Annotated in this window: 17 protein-coding genes; 3 read left to right on the forward strand and 14 right to left on the reverse strand. The window is 54.5% G+C overall.

The annotated features are described in order from the left end of the window. Window positions 1–93: 93 nt before the first annotated feature. Window positions 94–963, forward strand: a complete 870-nt coding sequence (locus A3850_RS14015; RefSeq protein ID WP_068217677.1) for an RNA polymerase sigma factor — start codon at window positions 94–96, stop codon at window positions 961–963. A gap of 6 nt (window positions 964–969) precedes the next feature. Here A3850_RS14015 and A3850_RS14020 read toward each other — a convergent pair whose 3' ends face one another. Then, window positions 970–1251: a GNAT family N-acetyltransferase gene (locus tag A3850_RS14020; RefSeq protein WP_068217679.1), complete on the reverse strand. Its 282-nt coding sequence runs from the start codon at window positions 1249–1251 to the stop codon at window positions 970–972. A 132-nt stretch (window positions 1252–1383) separates the two neighbouring features. Here A3850_RS14020 and A3850_RS14025 point away from each other — a divergent pair, with 132 nt between their 5' ends. Next, entirely contained in the window at window positions 1384–1884 is a 501-nt protein-coding gene (locus A3850_RS14025) for an SRPBCC family protein (RefSeq protein WP_068217682.1), read from the forward strand. A gap of 149 nt (window positions 1885–2033) precedes the next feature. After that, a complete protein-coding gene (locus tag A3850_RS14030; RefSeq protein WP_082921823.1) occupies window positions 2034–2696 on the forward strand; it encodes an SRPBCC family protein in 663 nt (220 codons plus the stop codon). 230 nt (window positions 2697–2926) lie between these two features. Here A3850_RS14030 and A3850_RS14035 read toward each other — a convergent pair whose 3' ends face one another. The 13 genes from A3850_RS14035 to A3850_RS14095 all read right to left on the reverse strand — a co-directional run bounded on the left by A3850_RS14035 (window position 2927) and on the right by A3850_RS14095 (window position 15661). Then, window positions 2927–3376, reverse strand: a complete 450-nt coding sequence (locus A3850_RS14035; protein ID WP_068217686.1) for a nuclear transport factor 2 family protein — start codon at window positions 3374–3376, stop codon at window positions 2927–2929. A gap of 93 nt (window positions 3377–3469) precedes the next feature. Further along, window positions 3470–4069, reverse strand: coding sequence for a Crp/Fnr family transcriptional regulator (locus A3850_RS14040; RefSeq protein ID WP_082921824.1), 600 nt, complete (start codon window positions 4067–4069; stop codon window positions 3470–3472). 82 nt (window positions 4070–4151) lie between these two features. After that, the gene (locus tag A3850_RS14045) at window positions 4152–5042 is read right to left on the reverse strand and encodes a hypothetical protein (RefSeq protein WP_068217689.1); all 891 of its coding nucleotides are present in this window, start codon (window positions 5040–5042) and stop codon (window positions 4152–4154) included. 226 nt (window positions 5043–5268) lie between these two features. Next, window positions 5269–6546: a DUF4038 domain-containing protein gene (locus A3850_RS14050; protein WP_231915327.1), complete on the reverse strand. Its 1278-nt coding sequence runs from the start codon at window positions 6544–6546 to the stop codon at window positions 5269–5271. Between the two features lie 257 nt (window positions 6547–6803). Beyond that, on the reverse strand, window positions 6804–7241 hold the full coding sequence (locus tag A3850_RS14055; protein ID WP_068217696.1) for a DinB family protein: 438 nt from the start codon (window positions 7239–7241) through the stop codon (window positions 6804–6806). A gap of 5 nt (window positions 7242–7246) precedes the next feature. Then, window positions 7247–7660, reverse strand: coding sequence for an SRPBCC family protein (locus A3850_RS14060; protein WP_068217699.1), 414 nt, complete (start codon window positions 7658–7660; stop codon window positions 7247–7249). Between the two features lie 100 nt (window positions 7661–7760). Continuing rightward, window positions 7761–9005, reverse strand: coding sequence for an ADP-ribosylglycohydrolase family protein (locus tag A3850_RS14065; RefSeq protein WP_068217701.1), 1245 nt, complete (start codon window positions 9003–9005; stop codon window positions 7761–7763). 146 nt (window positions 9006–9151) lie between these two features. After that, window positions 9152–9991: an AraC family transcriptional regulator gene (locus tag A3850_RS14070; protein ID WP_068217704.1), complete on the reverse strand. Its 840-nt coding sequence runs from the start codon at window positions 9989–9991 to the stop codon at window positions 9152–9154. After that, window positions 9988–10467, reverse strand: coding sequence for an SRPBCC family protein (locus A3850_RS14075; RefSeq protein ID WP_068217707.1), 480 nt, complete (start codon window positions 10465–10467; stop codon window positions 9988–9990). The genes A3850_RS14070 and A3850_RS14075 overlap by 4 nt, the downstream gene beginning before the upstream one ends. 379 nt (window positions 10468–10846) lie before the next feature. Next, window positions 10847–11611: an SDR family NAD(P)-dependent oxidoreductase gene (locus A3850_RS14080; RefSeq protein ID WP_068217710.1), complete on the reverse strand. Its 765-nt coding sequence runs from the start codon at window positions 11609–11611 to the stop codon at window positions 10847–10849. 56 nt (window positions 11612–11667) lie between these two features. Further along, window positions 11668–12990, reverse strand: a complete 1323-nt coding sequence (locus A3850_RS14085) for an MFS transporter (RefSeq protein ID WP_068217714.1) — start codon at window positions 12988–12990, stop codon at window positions 11668–11670. Next, window positions 12991–13341, reverse strand: a complete 351-nt coding sequence (locus A3850_RS14090; RefSeq protein WP_068217717.1) for a cupin domain-containing protein — start codon at window positions 13339–13341, stop codon at window positions 12991–12993. Beyond that, window positions 13328–15661 (reverse strand): heparinase II/III family protein, encoded by a 2334-nt coding sequence (locus A3850_RS14095; RefSeq protein WP_082921928.1) that lies wholly within the window; start codon window positions 15659–15661, stop codon window positions 13328–13330. Before A3850_RS14095 ends, A3850_RS14090 begins: the two co-directional genes overlap by 14 nt.

Below are 15661 nucleotides of genomic sequence, written 5' to 3' on the forward strand. Positions count from 1 at the left end.
GCTACGGCGCTGCCCTCACGTACACGCGTTGTTTGTTTTACCGCTAGTTTTGTAACACCAGCGCCCTCCGTGCATCTAAACCTAAAACAACCGATGCAAAATCCCCTTACCGGACAGTATAACGAAGCGGAAAACCGTCAACTCGTCGAAGCGGCGGTATCGGGCGACCGCAGTGCGCTAGACCAACTAGTGAAGCTCCACCAACCCTTCATTTACAACGTGGCCTGGAAGATGGTCCACGACGCCAACGATGCCCTGGACCTTACCCAGGAAACCTTACTCAAGGTCATCACCAAGCTCGCCCTATTTCAGGGGAAGAGCAGCTTCCGTACCTGGCTCTACCGCATCGTGATGAATGAATTTCTAATGGGAAAGCGCCGCAAAACGGAGGACTCCTTCAGCTCCTTCGCCGATTACGGTGCCCAACTCGATGCCGTTCCCAACAGCGAACTCACCCGTGAGGAGGAAATAGCGCAAGAGGAGTTGAGCAGGGAGATGAAGATCCGGTGCATGTCCGGCATGCTCATGTGTTTGACCCGCGAGCAACGCCTGATTTACATCCTCGGCGACAGCTTCGGGATCGACCACAACGTCGGCGCTGAGATCTTTGAGGTCTCCCCCCAAAACTTTCGCGTCAAGCTCCACCGGGCGCGCAAGGAACTGTACAATTATATGAACAATAAGTGCGGGCTCGTCAACAAGACCAACCCCTGCCGCTGCCCGAAGAAAGCGCGTACCCTGAAGAAAATGGGCGCCCTGGACGAGGGCAACATGCAGTTCAACGTCGGTTTCAAATCCAAGATCGCCGCCTACGCGACGGAACACCACGCCGTGGCGGGGGATGCCTTCGAGGAGAAGTATACCGAGCTGTTCCGCGACCACCCCGCGCGCCGGGATTTTGACAAGCAGACCGTTATTGATGAAATCCTGGAGAATGATGAGTTGATGCGGTATTTTAAATAGCGTACCCTATTTCAACACATCCCCAATCGAAGGGTCCTTATCGAACACACTCTTCGCGTAGGGGCAGAGCGGCATGATCTTGATGCCGTTGGCCCGCGCGTGCTCCACCACCTTATCGAGCAGCTGCCGGCCAACGCCCTGGCCCCGTAGCGACTCACCCACTTCCGTGTGGCTGATGATGATCAACTGCGGTCCTGCGATGGAAAACTCCATGTGGGCAGTAGGGTCCGAGAGTGGGCCGACGTGGGCGGTGCCTTTAGTGTCTTCGATGGTGAGGGTGACTTCCATAGGGCTAAGGTTGGGTTTGCCGCAAGCTAGGGTGACGAATGCCAATGTTCAAATAAATGAATTAAATCTCGTCCCTTTTGTAACACCCATTCATTCTCCGCATCCAAAGCGTAACCATCTAATAAAAGAACCATGGAAATCAAAACTACTTTCACCGTCAACAAACCCATCGATCAAGTTTGGGACGTCCTCGGCAACGACTTCGGCGGCGCCGCCAAATGGGCTTCCGGGCTTTACCACTCCGAAGGCTACGGTGCTCCCCAAATCGAAGGGGCTGCGTGTAACAACCGGGCATGTGACACGGACTTCGGGAAGATCAAGGAGGTCATCAAAACCTTTGATGCCAAGCACTACCACCTTGCCTACGCCGTCATCGAAGGCTTTCCTGGCTTCGTAAAGTCCGGCGTCAACAACTGGCGCCTTACGCCGAAAGGCAACCAGACGCAGGTGGACATCCACTTCATTGGCGAGCTGCAGGGTGTAATGGGGTTTCTCATGAAGCCGATGATGAAGATGAAACTTGGCGGCGCTATCAAGCAGGCGGGCAAGGATTTCAAGCACTACGTCGAGACTGGTAAGCCGAGCGCTAAGAAGGCCAAGGAGTTAAAGAAGCGGCCTTTGCAGGCGGCCTGATCATCCCTTGGTATTTCCTTCCCTGATTGTTTACTCTAAAACGTCAGGGTGAGGTTCCGCAGCCTCCCGTTACCCATTTTAAACCAATTTCATTGTACCCGCGTCAGCGCCAAAACCATACGGCGTTGAGACGGACAAACCATGCCATTATGCAACGTACATCACGTATTTATTCAATATTTATCCTTGCCGCCATTATGCTGGCTTCTTTCTCGCTTTCGGCGCAGAGTATGAGTAAGGATTACCGCAAAATGACCATTACCCGCGTCATTGACGCGCCCGCCGAACGGGTTTGGGAAGCCCTCGTCGGTGACTACGGCGAGATATCCAATTTCTCCCCATTCATCTACACTTCGGATTACGTATCCGGCTCATTGAAAGGCGCCGTGGGCGTGGAACGGAAATGTAGTTTTAATGCCAAGGGCAGCCGCTGGACGAAGGAACGCATCGCCGAACTCGACAACGAAAATATGGTGATGAAGAACGTCATCATCGACGCCCAAAAATTCCCGCTCGATCTCGACAACAGCTTCGCCATCTACTCTGTCGTGGACAACGGCGATGGCACCTCCACGGCTGGCTACGAATTTTCTTTCCGTACCAAACCTGCCTTCATGGGCGGCATGGCAGCCAGCTCCTTCAAGAGCAGCCTCAACGAAACCCTCATCGGTCTGGACCACTACCTGGCTACCGGCGAACACGTGACGGGTGGGTCGGCGAACGCCAAGAAAGTGCTTAAGGATTATAAGCAGGCGGGGGAGTATGGTGATTTTAAATACCGGTTGGTGAAAATGGAGGGGGCGGCGAAGTAGGCAATGCCTTCCCTTACATATTTTATTTAGTCAGAGCCGTTGCCTAATGATGGGTTGCGGCTCTGTTTTTAAGTTGTATTTTGAATTTGTTCTAACTATCCAATATCCTATTGATTGATTCACCCTGTCCCGAAGGGCCGGCTTGAGTAGCGATGGCACACCATCAGGTGGCCCATTCTACTAATAGTACCCCATCTCGAATTCAGCGATGGGGTATTCCAATTATTTAATTACTTATTCCGCAAAATCGGGTAATCCACTACAATCTGCCAATCTCCTTCACTAACCTCCGTCAACAGAAAGGTTGCCTGCATGATGGTATTTGGGCCATCAAAGGTGACCATCAGGTTGGCATTGTAATCGATGACTGTAGTTTGGTCGTAGGTCACGGTGTAGCGCTCGCCACCAATCTTCTTGCTACCGATGAGTTGAATGTAGGTGTCCCGGTCCAGTACCGAATTCTTATCCGCCGTAGGGTAGCGGGGGATGATCACGGTGAAGTTAGGATGGAGGATGGCCTCCAAAGCGGCGGCATCGTTGGTAGCGATGGCGTCCGCAAAGGCGGCAATAACGGCTTGAGGAGCAGCATTCATGCTATCATTATTTGAAGGCGTGGAGGAAGTAGCGCAGCTAACGAAGGTGAGGGCGCCGAGTAGGAAGAAAAAAGAGGCGAAACGCATAGTTGAAGGATTTTTGTTTCCACAAATTTCCGCGTACTGCTCGGGTTAGCGTGTGACATTTGTCACATTCTACCTCCTCATCAATCCATCGAATTATTTCTTCCGCCGGACCCGGCTCAGGGTTTCTCTTGTCATACCCAGGTAGGTAGCCAGGTGTCGTAAGGTGATCCGCTCGAGTAACGCTGGCTGGTGCTCGAGCACGTATTGGTAACGCTCCACCGCACTCAGCGTGCTCTGTCGAACGGACAACTCCGTACGGCCAACCAAAAGCTGTTCCAGCACCTTGCGGCCCAGGTGTTGGAAATTACTGGATTGTTCGTACAGCCCAAGCAGGTCTTCCCGCCGTATGTACTTGATGGTACTACCCTCCACTGCGCGCAAGAACAAACTACTCGGCTCCTGGCTGACGAGGCTGCTTACATCGGTAGCAAACTGGCCGTCTAGAAAAAAGTCCTGGTATATCTCCTTACCGTCGCGTAAACCGTACAAACCCACGACACCTTGCTTCACGAAGTATAGACCCCTGCACACATCGCCCGACCAAAATAAGTGTTCCCCTTTGGCATAGGACCTCTCGTGGCAAATACCCTCTAGTTGTTCAAGTTCTGCCTCGGAAAGTGGATGAATACTCGTGACGGTCTTGCGCAGCATATCGAATTTAATTGACAGGCACGAATGTAAGGGCTGCGCCATTCACTTCGTCCCGAAGGGCCGGCCTACGTAGCGATGGCACACCTTCAGGTGGTCCATTCTACAATAATAACCCACCAACAAATCATTCCCTAGGCTTACTATCCCCATAAACTGGCAACCCATCCAAAGGATACAACACCGCTTTCTCAAACGTATCAAACTTAAAATCCCGAAAGGTAAACGTGTACACATCCTTCTCAATATCCTCTTTCGGGTGCCCAAGCTGGATAACCGTCGTAGCCGGAAGGTGAGCACCGATGGAAGTCTTAACACGCTCTGGAAAACGCACGGTCGCATTCTTCATGCCACCCGGCATTGGGAGAAAGAAATCAGTGATGGTCAATTCTGTCAAGTCCGTAAATCCGGTGGCTTTGTTGATGTACAATAACCACTGGTCGTACTCTTTCTTCTGCGTGCCGTCTCCCCAGGTGACGAAGACGAGATCGTAATGCTGCCCATCAAACTCACGCTCACCTGCGTACCGGATAATGTCGGCCCCCAGCAAGCGCATTGGGGCTTCGGCTAGGTAGTGGTACGTAGCCAGTCCCCAGGGGTACCGTTTGCTGCCCAGGCTTTCAACGGCGGCCGAAGCATCATCCCGCTGATAGCCCTCCCAACTCTGGATTCCCATGATCTGCCCCTGTTTGCGACCCTCAAGAAATTCCACCTGGCCATCAAAAGTATTCGCCGCGAAACGGAATTGAATGTCGTTTCCCTTTGCGCCCGGCAACGAGTTCATGGGCATGGAAGACCATACGGGAGACCAGGTGAATTTGGAGGTCACTTCGTAAACCTCAACGTCCTGCAGGGCATCGTAACCCATCTTTTCGTAGGTTATTTGCAGCAGTTCGCGCCCCTTGCTTTCGGCGTTAGCGACCTGATTATCAGCCAGCACATCCGTTTGCAGATTGGCGATGGAACAACTGGCCAGCAGGGTGGCGAGTACGGGAAAGAGGAAAAGTCTGGTAAGCATTTGTGGTTGTTTTTGTTACCACAAAGGTCCGGGCGGTTGGGGCGGCGGGCTTGGTCGTTCGGGTCCGATATTTGTCGTTTCGGGTCACGGAGTTAGGGCGCGGCCGCAGGTGCCAGGATAGAATAAAAGAGCAAGAGGATGGGCGTCGCTTTAACTCATTCTTTCTTTGGGATAACTCCGATCGCGTTGAAATCTACTTAAGCGACTCACCCATAGCTTTTCCTAATTACCGGTCTTCCGCTCTAACGACCAGCACCCAGTCGTTCCCCGGAGCCGGTTCAAAGGGTGGGTCGAACAGTAACATATCTTCGGTTTGAGCTGCTTTAAAAGGGATGGAATTTCCGCTTCGCGGGTCGAACCAGGAGCAGATTACCTTTCCCGGCAGGCGATCTCGCCGTATCTCCAGCCGGTCACCGTAAGGGGTATAGGCGATCACCAAACCTGTGTCCTGTGTCCTGACGACCAGGGTTTCGCGGCCCGAGCTGTTAGGTATGGCGGTAAACAGGTCGGCGTCCGGGCTCAGCTCCCAAAAGGGCAGACCTTCCATAAGGCGCCGCAGGTAACCCATCTGCCTTACGCCGGGGTACCGTAAGGCCGTCCGCCAGTCGGTCCGGGCGCTGGAAATGGGCGCACGACCGGGTTGCCACATCTGCCAGATACTGTGGTTGCCGAAGGTATGGCCGGCAGTGCCGGCCAGTACGCTCCAGTAGGCAGCGCGGCGGGTGTCGAAGTCGGTGAACCAGCCGTTGACCGGGCGCCAGTTGATGGGGTGATCCTCGTAGCAAGGCTCACCATTGATGACTGGTTTACCGGGTGCCTCGGCCAGGACCTCGGGGGGAAACTTGTAGTCCAATTTATTGCCGCTGCCGCCGTGGCCCGACTGGAACATGTGAAAATCCAGCCAGTCGTCGTTCGGGAAGTAGTCGCTGGATTTGTAGCCCCCCTGGGGGTGGTAGGTAATCAGTTGTCGCCGGTCGACGGCGGCGCGCAGACCGGCCGCCATTGCACGGACAATGGCAAAATCCTCCGGTTCTTCCGGAATGCGGTCCCCACCCAGGATCCAGATAACGTTGTTGTTACGGTAACGCTCACCGAGGAAGCGGCCGAAGGTCCGGGCGTTCTCCGGCGTGAATACCTCTGGGCCGACGCCCCATTTCTTGTTAAACTTATCGCCCCAGGTCGGCAGGAGTCCCAGATAAAGCCCCAGGCTATCTGCCAGCCTGACCACGGCATCCACGTGCTGAAAGTATTCCTCGTTCGGCCGCGCGGGGTCGAGGTTCCGGAGCGGAAGGTGACCGTTGGCGGACGGGACGGTCAAGCCTTCGAGCTCCGCCAAGATGACGGTCTGGATAACATTGATGCCCTTGGCGGCGCGGTCCTTGAGGTACATCCTACTTTCCGCTTCGTCACAGCGGTGGAGCAACTCCCAGGCCGTGTCGGCGAGGTAGAAGAAGGGTAGGCCGGCGCCCGTCACTAGGTGGCTTCCGTCGGCGCTTACGCGCAACTCCCTTTGAGTTTTATTCTCCGGTGGAGCGGACTGCGCTGATACTGCTTGGTAGCTAAGCACAAGTAGAAGGTAGAGGAGTGAATTCAGCAGACGTCGCACGGCAAAAAAGTTTTGTTATGTGGAACTGAATGTAGTGTATTCCGTCGGCTTAGGGCGTCCTGATCCCCAATTGCCTTTGCACCTGCGTCCGCGCCAGAAAAACTGATCTCCGGGTACATGCTAGACAATTGTCTTCAAGTAATTCTTACGTTCTCTCACCATCCCCGGTACCCCGGCGGCACCACCCTACACAAACGTAAATAGACAACCACCTGCCCCCGGTGGTGGGAGAGGTGGTTGTCCATTACCTGTAAAATGAATTCCTTAGAACGCTTTCCGTAAAAGACGGGCACAATTTCATCAAGTGCACCTTCGTCCGCTTCCTTCAAGTAGGCGAGCAGGGCATCAAAGAATTCCGTCAAGTGCCACAGAATATCTTCTCGAGTCTTCACCGAGGGCTTTTCCATCGTCACTCCGGTCACGAAGCGGCTGTGGGTCCGCATCCAGGTGGTCAGGTGGGCAAACTGCGACCGGAAAGATTTAACCTCAGGTGTAGGTTTAAAATCCCAATACTCGTCGGGCATGGCGCTAATCAGTTTCAGGGTGTAACCCTTGTTACCCTTCCACTTCTGCAGGAGTTCACTACGGTTCATGTGTACTAAGCTAAGGCAAGTTCCCCAAGGCCGGCGGCCGCGGCGGCGTACATACCTTTAATATTAGGCTCGAGTTGGGCGAAGAGTTCTTCACTCTCTACGCCGAAGTCGACGTCCCAGTGCAGCAGGCAATTATTAGCGTCAACGGCTTCGACGCGCATGGTTCCCTCGATGTCAATGACGGGCATCATGTCCTGCTTCTGGATGGAGTAGCGGAAGGTCATGGCCTCGTCGTTACTCTCCTCGATGGTTTCTTCCAGGCGCGCCTCACCGGCTTCGCAGTAACGGCGGTTACCCTCGACGCGGCAGGCGGTCACGGGCGGAAGCCACTTGTCGACGCCTTCGCCAGTGCGTAGGTTAGCCCATACTTCGGAGGCGGGGGCGGAAATCGGGTTGGTAGTAGTGATGTGCTTTTTCATGGCAGTATCGGTTTGGTGATTGAATGGAACAAAGTTCCGCCTTACCCGCTGTTACCGTTTGGCTGCCCCGTCCAGTCAGTTGGCAATCTGGTTCAGACCTTTAGTTCACGGCCTCCAACCTCTCCACCAACTCCCTCACCCGCACCCCCTTCGCCGCCATCGACGAAAAATCATCAAACCCATCCCCCGCAAAACCAACGCGCGTTCGGTGGATCCAGAAACGATCCGAAAGCGGCTCGTCGAAGAGGGATTGAATGGCCTCCCGCCCGTACATAAACCCAAGCAGGCCGCCCCAGGTCGCTGTCGGGTTGTCGCTATCCCAACCGGCCAGGGTGCCAATTTTGACGGTCTCCACGAAATCGCCATCTCCGTAAAATAGAGAAACCAAGGAGGCCGCAAAGTTGATACCCGCCGCAAAGCACCCGTTGCAATAGAGCTTCCTTGAGGTGACGTCGTAGCCATCTGCACCCGTCACCTGATACCGCTGGTAGATTTCATCACGGCACTGTTCCCAGGGGATCCCAGCGGCGTGGCGGGCTTTGACGAATTCGTACATCGCCCGTGGGTAGTGGCCTTCCACTAGCTGGGTTTTGGCGGCATCCGCCAGTTCCTGCACGGGGGCTTTTTCACCGGCGGCCAACTCAGTATCCGCCGCCAATGCATACAACGCTACGTAGAAGCGAGCAATTTCCGCTGCTTCCTCCGCCGCGGCGACGCGGATCGGTAATTCCGCTAATCGGAGTGCGAGGTCGACGTCACCGGGTGCGTAGAGCCCGAAAATCTCCGTCGTTAATTGCGCGTCGATCATATCGTAATGCTCATTATTTGTGGGATTCGACGTTGCCGGTGGTAAGGTGCCATCTTCCATCAGGCGCAGAGCGCGTTCATTGCTTACCCACAAATAATTTTCTTCATCCGATTTAATGTGTCGCAGCCAACCATCACGGATTTGCGTCGGGCTCAAGAGGGCAGTATCGTGACGCAGCAATAGCTCCTGGTAAATATATTCGATATCCGTATCGTCATCCGCTCCCCACGCCGAATCGGGTTTAACCAACACAAAATCGATCGTCGGAGAAAGGTGGCTAATGGTATCGCCGGACCAGATATTAGGTTGGTCCGGACCACCCCAATCCTCCCTGGTGTAGAACGCCCCGGTCTGGATATCACCAATATTCCCCACCTTGTCCATCTCGGTTACCAGGCCCGTCCAATTAGCAATGCACTGCCCCAACCAGAACCCGGCAAATTGGTCTTCAATGGACGGTTTGGTCGTCGCCACCACGGTGGTTTCCGGGGTATTACAAGCAAAGAAAATTAGCAGTACGGGTAAGTATCTGAACATACCCGAAGATAGCGCCGACCCAATAATTTGCCGAACCCCAATATTCCATTTCAGTAGCTGGCGCTGCCGCAGGTGCAGGGTAGGGGGGCAAAAGAGCGGAGTAATGCGGTTGGTGGGCAAGGTATTGCAGGAGAGAACTACCCAATCTAATGACCCCGTCTCCACTCCGTAGGCGAGACCCCGTAAACCTTCTGGAACGTCCGCGAAAAGTGGGCCAGTTCTTTAAATCCGCAGTCGTAAGCCACGTCGGAAATTCGCCCATCGGTTCTGCGAAGTAACTCCGCCGCCCGCTCCAGCCGTCGCTGACGGATGAAGCCAGCGGGTGCATCGCCGTAAGTCTTTCGGAAGGTTCGTTTAAAGGTAGAGAGGCTCATCCCGCAAAGGTGGGCGAGTTCCTCGGTACTCAAATCTTCGTAGAGGTTGACCTCAATCACGGACTGAAAGTCATAAGTAGTTGGCGTAAATAATCCGGCAATCAAGCGGCGGACGTCGGCAGCCTTCTCCGTTCGGGCCAGCAGGAGGAGTAATTCCTTGATCTTCAGCTTTTGCAACTCATCATTGACCAGGGCGGGGTTATCGAAGTAAAACTGTAGTCCATTGATGTAAGCAGTAATGAGTTCTGACGCTACCCGGTGTTCAAAGTGGATGGGCTGCACCCGGTCGATTTCCGCCAGGAAGTCCGGAAAGTCACGGTCGTAGATCATCCGGAGCGTATCCGCGTAGAGGTGGATGGCCACGGCTTCGAAACGGTCACTTCGATTGCTCAAAAACTCCGAAAAGTAATTTCCGCAACGTAGAACCAGCCCCTCATCTGCTTGCTGCTTCACCGTCCCCGTAGGGGTGTAGGATCGGCTATCGCCTTCAATTACGTAATAAAAGCAGGCCTCGTCGGGCATGACAACCGGGACGCGTAAAGGCGGGCACCCAACGACGCGCTCAAAAGTTTTTTTACCGGCCAGTTCAAAGGCGTGGTGCTGGGTGATCATGCTACTTGTTTACCTAGATTCTTCAGCGCTTTGCTCATCACCCCCGGCATCATGATCTGGCGGGCAACGAAATTCATCGCGAAATTACTGTTGGGGTAAAAGTACTGCGTCCAGATGACCTCCGTCCCGGAACCCTTTGGTTGCAGTTGGATGTAACCGACGTGGTCCTTCACCAAGTGCATATCGGCGATCTGGTAGGCGTAGCCGTAGGGGGCGTCCCAAAAAACGATCTTTTCTTTTAGTAGGTCAGGGCCAAATTGACATTCCCGTTCGCAGCCTTCGGTGAACTCGCCGTTTGCGTTGGGTTTAGTCAACTCCACGTGGGAGATCATTGGCATCCATTCCGTCATCCCGCCGTGGTTGGCGACGACATCCCACACTTCTTCGATGGGAGCATTAATTAATCGTGTCTTACGGAGCTGCTGGGGAGCGTTGGTGTAGTCTTTAGCGTTGAAGATTTTCTTCGTGGAAGTCATGGTGGTTGTTTTGTTAAGTACAAATTTCCTCCAGCCAGTCGGCCTTCACTTGTCTAATCAGGTCAGGTACTATGAAAATTGGGTCAGCATCCACTTTGTCCTCCGTCCTATTGCTTCGCACCTGCGGCAGCGCCCTCAGGGTACGGGATAGAAGAGCAGGTGTGCATAGCGTACAGTACGAATGTAGTATTACATAGATGCTGCTATATGAACAGGTTGATTTAGTGGCGCCTATAACTTATAAATTGCGGGTATTTGCGGAGCCAAGCTACCCATATACAAAAACAAAAAACCCAGAACCAAATGGCCACGCCATCCAATTCTGGGTTAATGCGAATCTCTTCAGATCATGCTGAGGTGCTTCGAATATCAGGTCATTCTAGATCCCCAACGCCTGGCCACCACCTACCTGGATGGTCTCGGCCGTCATGAATGCAGCGTCTTTGCCCGCCAGGAAAGCGACTACGCCGGCTACATCCTCGGGTGCACCGAGGCGGCCGAGCATGATGTTCTTCGCCCAGGAAGCAAAGACCTCGGGCTTCGTGGATTTGATCTGCTGGTGAAAGGGCGTATCAATCGTGCCGGGAGACACTGCGTTAACGCGGATACCGTACTCCGCCAAATCCTTGGCCAGTGCGCGGGTAATGGCGTGGACGGCAGCTTTGGACGTACCGTAAATGCCCGCTCCGGGGCCACCCGCATTCCAGGCTGCGTTGGAAGTGAAGTTGATGATCGTCGGGTGCTCTCCCTTTTTCAGGTAGGGGATGGCGGCGCGGGACGCAAAGAATACGCTGTCCAGGTTCAGGGCCATGACTTTACGGAAGAACTCCGTGGTCATTTCCTCGAAACGGCTGCGGCCACCAAGGCCACCAGCGTTGTTCACCAGTACGTCGATGCGGCCGTATTCTTCGCCGATGGCCTTGATGTGCTCACCTACGGCTACCTCGTCGGTAACGTCGAAGGCACGGAAGGTGGCATCGTGGCCGGCAGCCTTTAGCTCTTTTACTTTGGCGTTGCCAGCTTCTTCGTCGCGACCGTTCAGGACTACCCGGTAGCCGTCTTCGCAGAGGCGTTTGGCGACTTCAGCGCCGATTCCACTCGTAGCGCCGGTTACGATGGCTACTCTTGCGGTTGAATTACTCATGGTATATTTATTTTAGTTCAATTAATAAAGGTACTCTGGGGAAAAGGGTTGGTTGACTACCGGTCAAGGAAAATAGAATCCTCTTTTGCGTTTAATGGAGCGATGCGCGGGCACAGGAACCAAATACTCGCAATGGCGATCAGGGCCATCACCGCACCAATCACGAAAACGGTAGTATAGTTACCGCCTTGAGTCAACCAAGGCACCAGGGCCGTCATGGCCGCACCGGTTAACTTGGCGGCGGTACCAGCGATTCCGGATAACGTCCCGACCGTCTTGCCACCAAAAAAGTCACTGGGCAGGGTCTGCACGTTACCAATGGCCGTCTGGAAACCAAACAGCACGACGGCCATAATCAGGGATGCCGCCAGTGGGCCACCTGGATTGGAGAGCGCCAACAGGCTAGGAAGCATGATGAGACAACCAAGGGTGATGACGAGCTTGCGCGTGTAGTCCACCGTCTTACCTGCTTTAATGCGGTTCTGAGCCATCAGGCCTCCGAACCAGGCGCCAAACATCGCGCCAACGTATGGGATCCAACCGAAGTCCTTGATCTCCTGCGTGGAGATGCCGTAGGACTCAAATAGGTAGATGGGAATCCACACAATGAATAGCCACCAGATGGGATCAATCACGGCGGTGGCCAGGATGACGCCCCAACTCTCGCGGTGGCTAAGCAACTTCCCAAAACTCGGGTTATAGCCTTCATCGAATGCTCCGTCTCGATCGAGGTCCTGATTCTGCTGACCAGTGAGGATGTACTGTCGCTCCTCTTCGGTTATCCAGGGGTGTTCACGCGGTGGTGCTTTCACCAGAATCAGCCAGGGGATGAGCCAGAGCAAACCAACTATACCCACCAGGATAAAGATCGTCTGCCAGCTATAGGTCGCCGCCAAAATAGAAATGATGGGTATCGAAATGATTCCACCAATCGCCGCACCGGAATTGAAAATTCCCTGCGCAAAGGCCCGCTCCTTAGTTGGAAACCACTCCGCGTTCCCCTTCGTAGCTCCGGGCCAGTTGCCGGCTTCGGATATGCCGAGAATGGAACGGAAGATGGAGAAACTCGCCACCCCTTGGGCCAGGGCGTGCGCGGCGGTTGCCAGCGACCAAACCCCAATTGAGAGGACAAAACCCAACCGGGTACCGATCCAATCAAAAATGCGACCGAAAATGGCCTGCCCAAAAGCGTAGGAAAAGATGAAGACCACGCTGATAAAAGCGTACACCTCCTTCCGCTCATCCGCCGTATAATCCGGATACAGCTCCTGAGAAATGTCCGGCCACAGCACGCTGAGCGACTGCCGGTCGATGTAATTGATGACGGTAGCCAGGGCGATCAAACCCACGACCCACCACCTTAGTCCTTTGAGTTTCATCTAGTGCTTGATTGAATCGACGAAGTCCTCACGGTGGGGGCTGAATACGTCGATCAGGACGCCGGCTTTCGTGCATACGCAACCGTGCATCACGTGGGGGGGTATGTAGTAAGAATCTCCACCTTTGATGGTACGGACCTCATCCCCAATCGTCATCTCAAATTCGCCACTTTCGACGTAGGTGACTTGACTGTGGTAATGCTCGTGTAGCTGGCCGACCGCGCCGGGCTCGAAGTGCACCTTTACGAGCATGATCTTGTCGTCGCAGCCGTGGATCTGCCGTTTGAGTCCAGGGCCGACCTCTTCCCAGGGGATCTCGTCGCCGTAGAGAAATTCTTTACTTGCTTTCATTGTCTGTTTTTATGAGGTGATGGACGCCCTTCCAGCTGAAGGTCTGCCCGTTGATTTTTAATTGGTGTTCGGTAGTCCTGTCGGGATCCTGAAGCGCGAGGGTGAGTACCCACGTTGTTCCGTCATTATGCGTTAGTTGAAGGGCTACGTAGTCCTCCGTATCTATCACCAATTCCAGATTAGCAACTTCACCATAGGGGCGGCGGGGCACCTCTTCCCGAGGATCGTAACTACCGTGCGTTTCCAGTACGGAGGCGAAGGTAGTTGTGGCTGCCGTACGACGGAGTAGGAAGCCCGGGTCACGCCGAAGGTTGAACTCGGGGTCGTTAGCGCCCAGTCGCAGGAACAGGATTTCGTCACCCGGCTGCGTAGCCATGGTTTGGGTGTAGAAGGTGCCTTTGTGTAGCCAGTTGATGTGGGCTACGCCGGGCTTCGGTACGCCGCTGGCTTCCGCGTACACGTGCTGATAGCCGTGTCCGTTACCCAGAGGTTGGAGCCGGTTTCGGGTAGCGTAAGGGAAGTTCGTTTGCAGTAACTCACCCAGGTACCAAGTTGGGAGATCGTGCTGGGCGTTTTTGGTTCCAGCGGAACGAAATACATCTACCATCAGCGGTTGGGTAAACGCATCGATTGTCACCAGTAGGTTAAAACGTTGCAGATCACGACCCGGATAGGCATTGTCGGTTGTGGCACTTACTAATTGCTGATCCGTATTGGCTACGTCAAAAGTATAAAGGTCGGGGTGAAGATCCTCCGCGATGCTGATCTTGCCTTCGTACTGAGAGGTTTCGTCGATCACCAGGGTGTTGTGCGCCAGCGTGTGCTTAGCCCAACTGTTGTTCTCCTTAAGGTAACGACCGCCGCCTTTCTGATCGATGTTAACCCACCGGGCCGCGCCGTAATCCTGGATCACCTCCCCCTTTTCGTTGTAAAGCGAGTAGGCCAATTTGTCGTAGTGACCGTGGCCCATTCCCTGCGCGGAGTACTTCATTACGAGGCAAGTTTGGGCGTCGTCCGATCCGTAGGCCCGGAGGACGCCCACGCCACCTTCATCACCTTCGGGGCCATCCATAAAAGCTACGGGGGAAGGTTGGTAGGGGACGGCTTCACCCGCCGCAATAGCGTCGGCAACGGCCGCCCCTTCAACGTCGAGGGTAAATGCCCCCTGTTGCTCGGCCAACGATAGTAACATCGGGTCGCGACCGAAGTGGTACCACGCGTAATCAACGGCCTTCACCACTTCCGGCGAGTAAACGGACATGCCCTTCTGGCTGTCGTTGATGGGAAAAAAATCACCGGTCGGGTCCGCTTGGTTGAGCATACCGAGGACGGCCTTTTTAAGGATGCCATCCCGGTAATCCAGCACGCCAATTTCGGGGCGTTCGGTGGCCAGCGCGCGGCCGAACAGTAAAAAAGGTGACAGTGCGTACCGCAAATAATAAGGCCCTTCCGTGAAGTAGCCATCCGGAGAAAAGCTGAGGTCGAGCTGCGCCAGGAAACCAGCGCGCCCGTATTTGTCTTTGATCTTGCCCGTATCGTCATCCCGCAGGTCATCTGGTAACACGTCCGGCGGTAAGCCGTAGAGGGCGCGGTTGACGAGGGAGTCATCTTCCATTACCAGGCCGATCATCCCCACCGCAGCGCTGCCCCAGGTGGAATGGTTGTGGATTCGGTTGAAGAATTGCGGGTTCTCAACGGATAGGAAGTCCGCCATCGGCCGGAAGAGTTCGTTGTCCAGTTTCTGGCGGTTGTCTTCATCGAGCCAGTCGTAGATATCGTTATAGCCCTGGCTGACGTACACCAACCAATTGGCGTCATTGAGGCACTGCCAGAAGATCTTCCCGGTGGCGTAAGACCGGTCCGTCGGGTGAGTGGGCCACGTCGGGTAGCGCTCGGCGTACAGCAACAGCGCATCCCGTAGGAAGACGGCGTAACGTTCGTCGCCGGTCAGTCGGTACAGCGCGCCGGCATCCCGTAGGGTATACCAATTCTGTTTGTGGATTTCGTGCGTCGGCCCACCGGCCATGTCCTTTGGCGTAGGCACTTCAATCCCAGCCTGCATCACCTTTTCTACTTGCACCTGCGTCAGCGCCAACTGCTCCTGAAAAGCGGGCGCGTATTCTTCGCTAGCAACAGACTTTCCTGCCTCATTTTCGCAAGAGAACAGCAGAACTAGTATAAGCGCCGCTGTTGTGATTGACGCAAGCTTAGTAATAACAGCCGATACATTGCTCACATCTATCACGTCTATCACGTCTCCCCTCTCCTTCGGAGAGGGGCCGGGGGAGAGGATTCCAACACCAACCAAAAGTTTCCACAT

Origin of the sequence: Lewinella sp. 4G2 (genome assembly GCF_001625015.1) — a bacterium.
In the GTDB taxonomy this organism is placed as follows: Bacteria; Bacteroidota; Bacteroidia; order Chitinophagales; family Saprospiraceae; genus Neolewinella.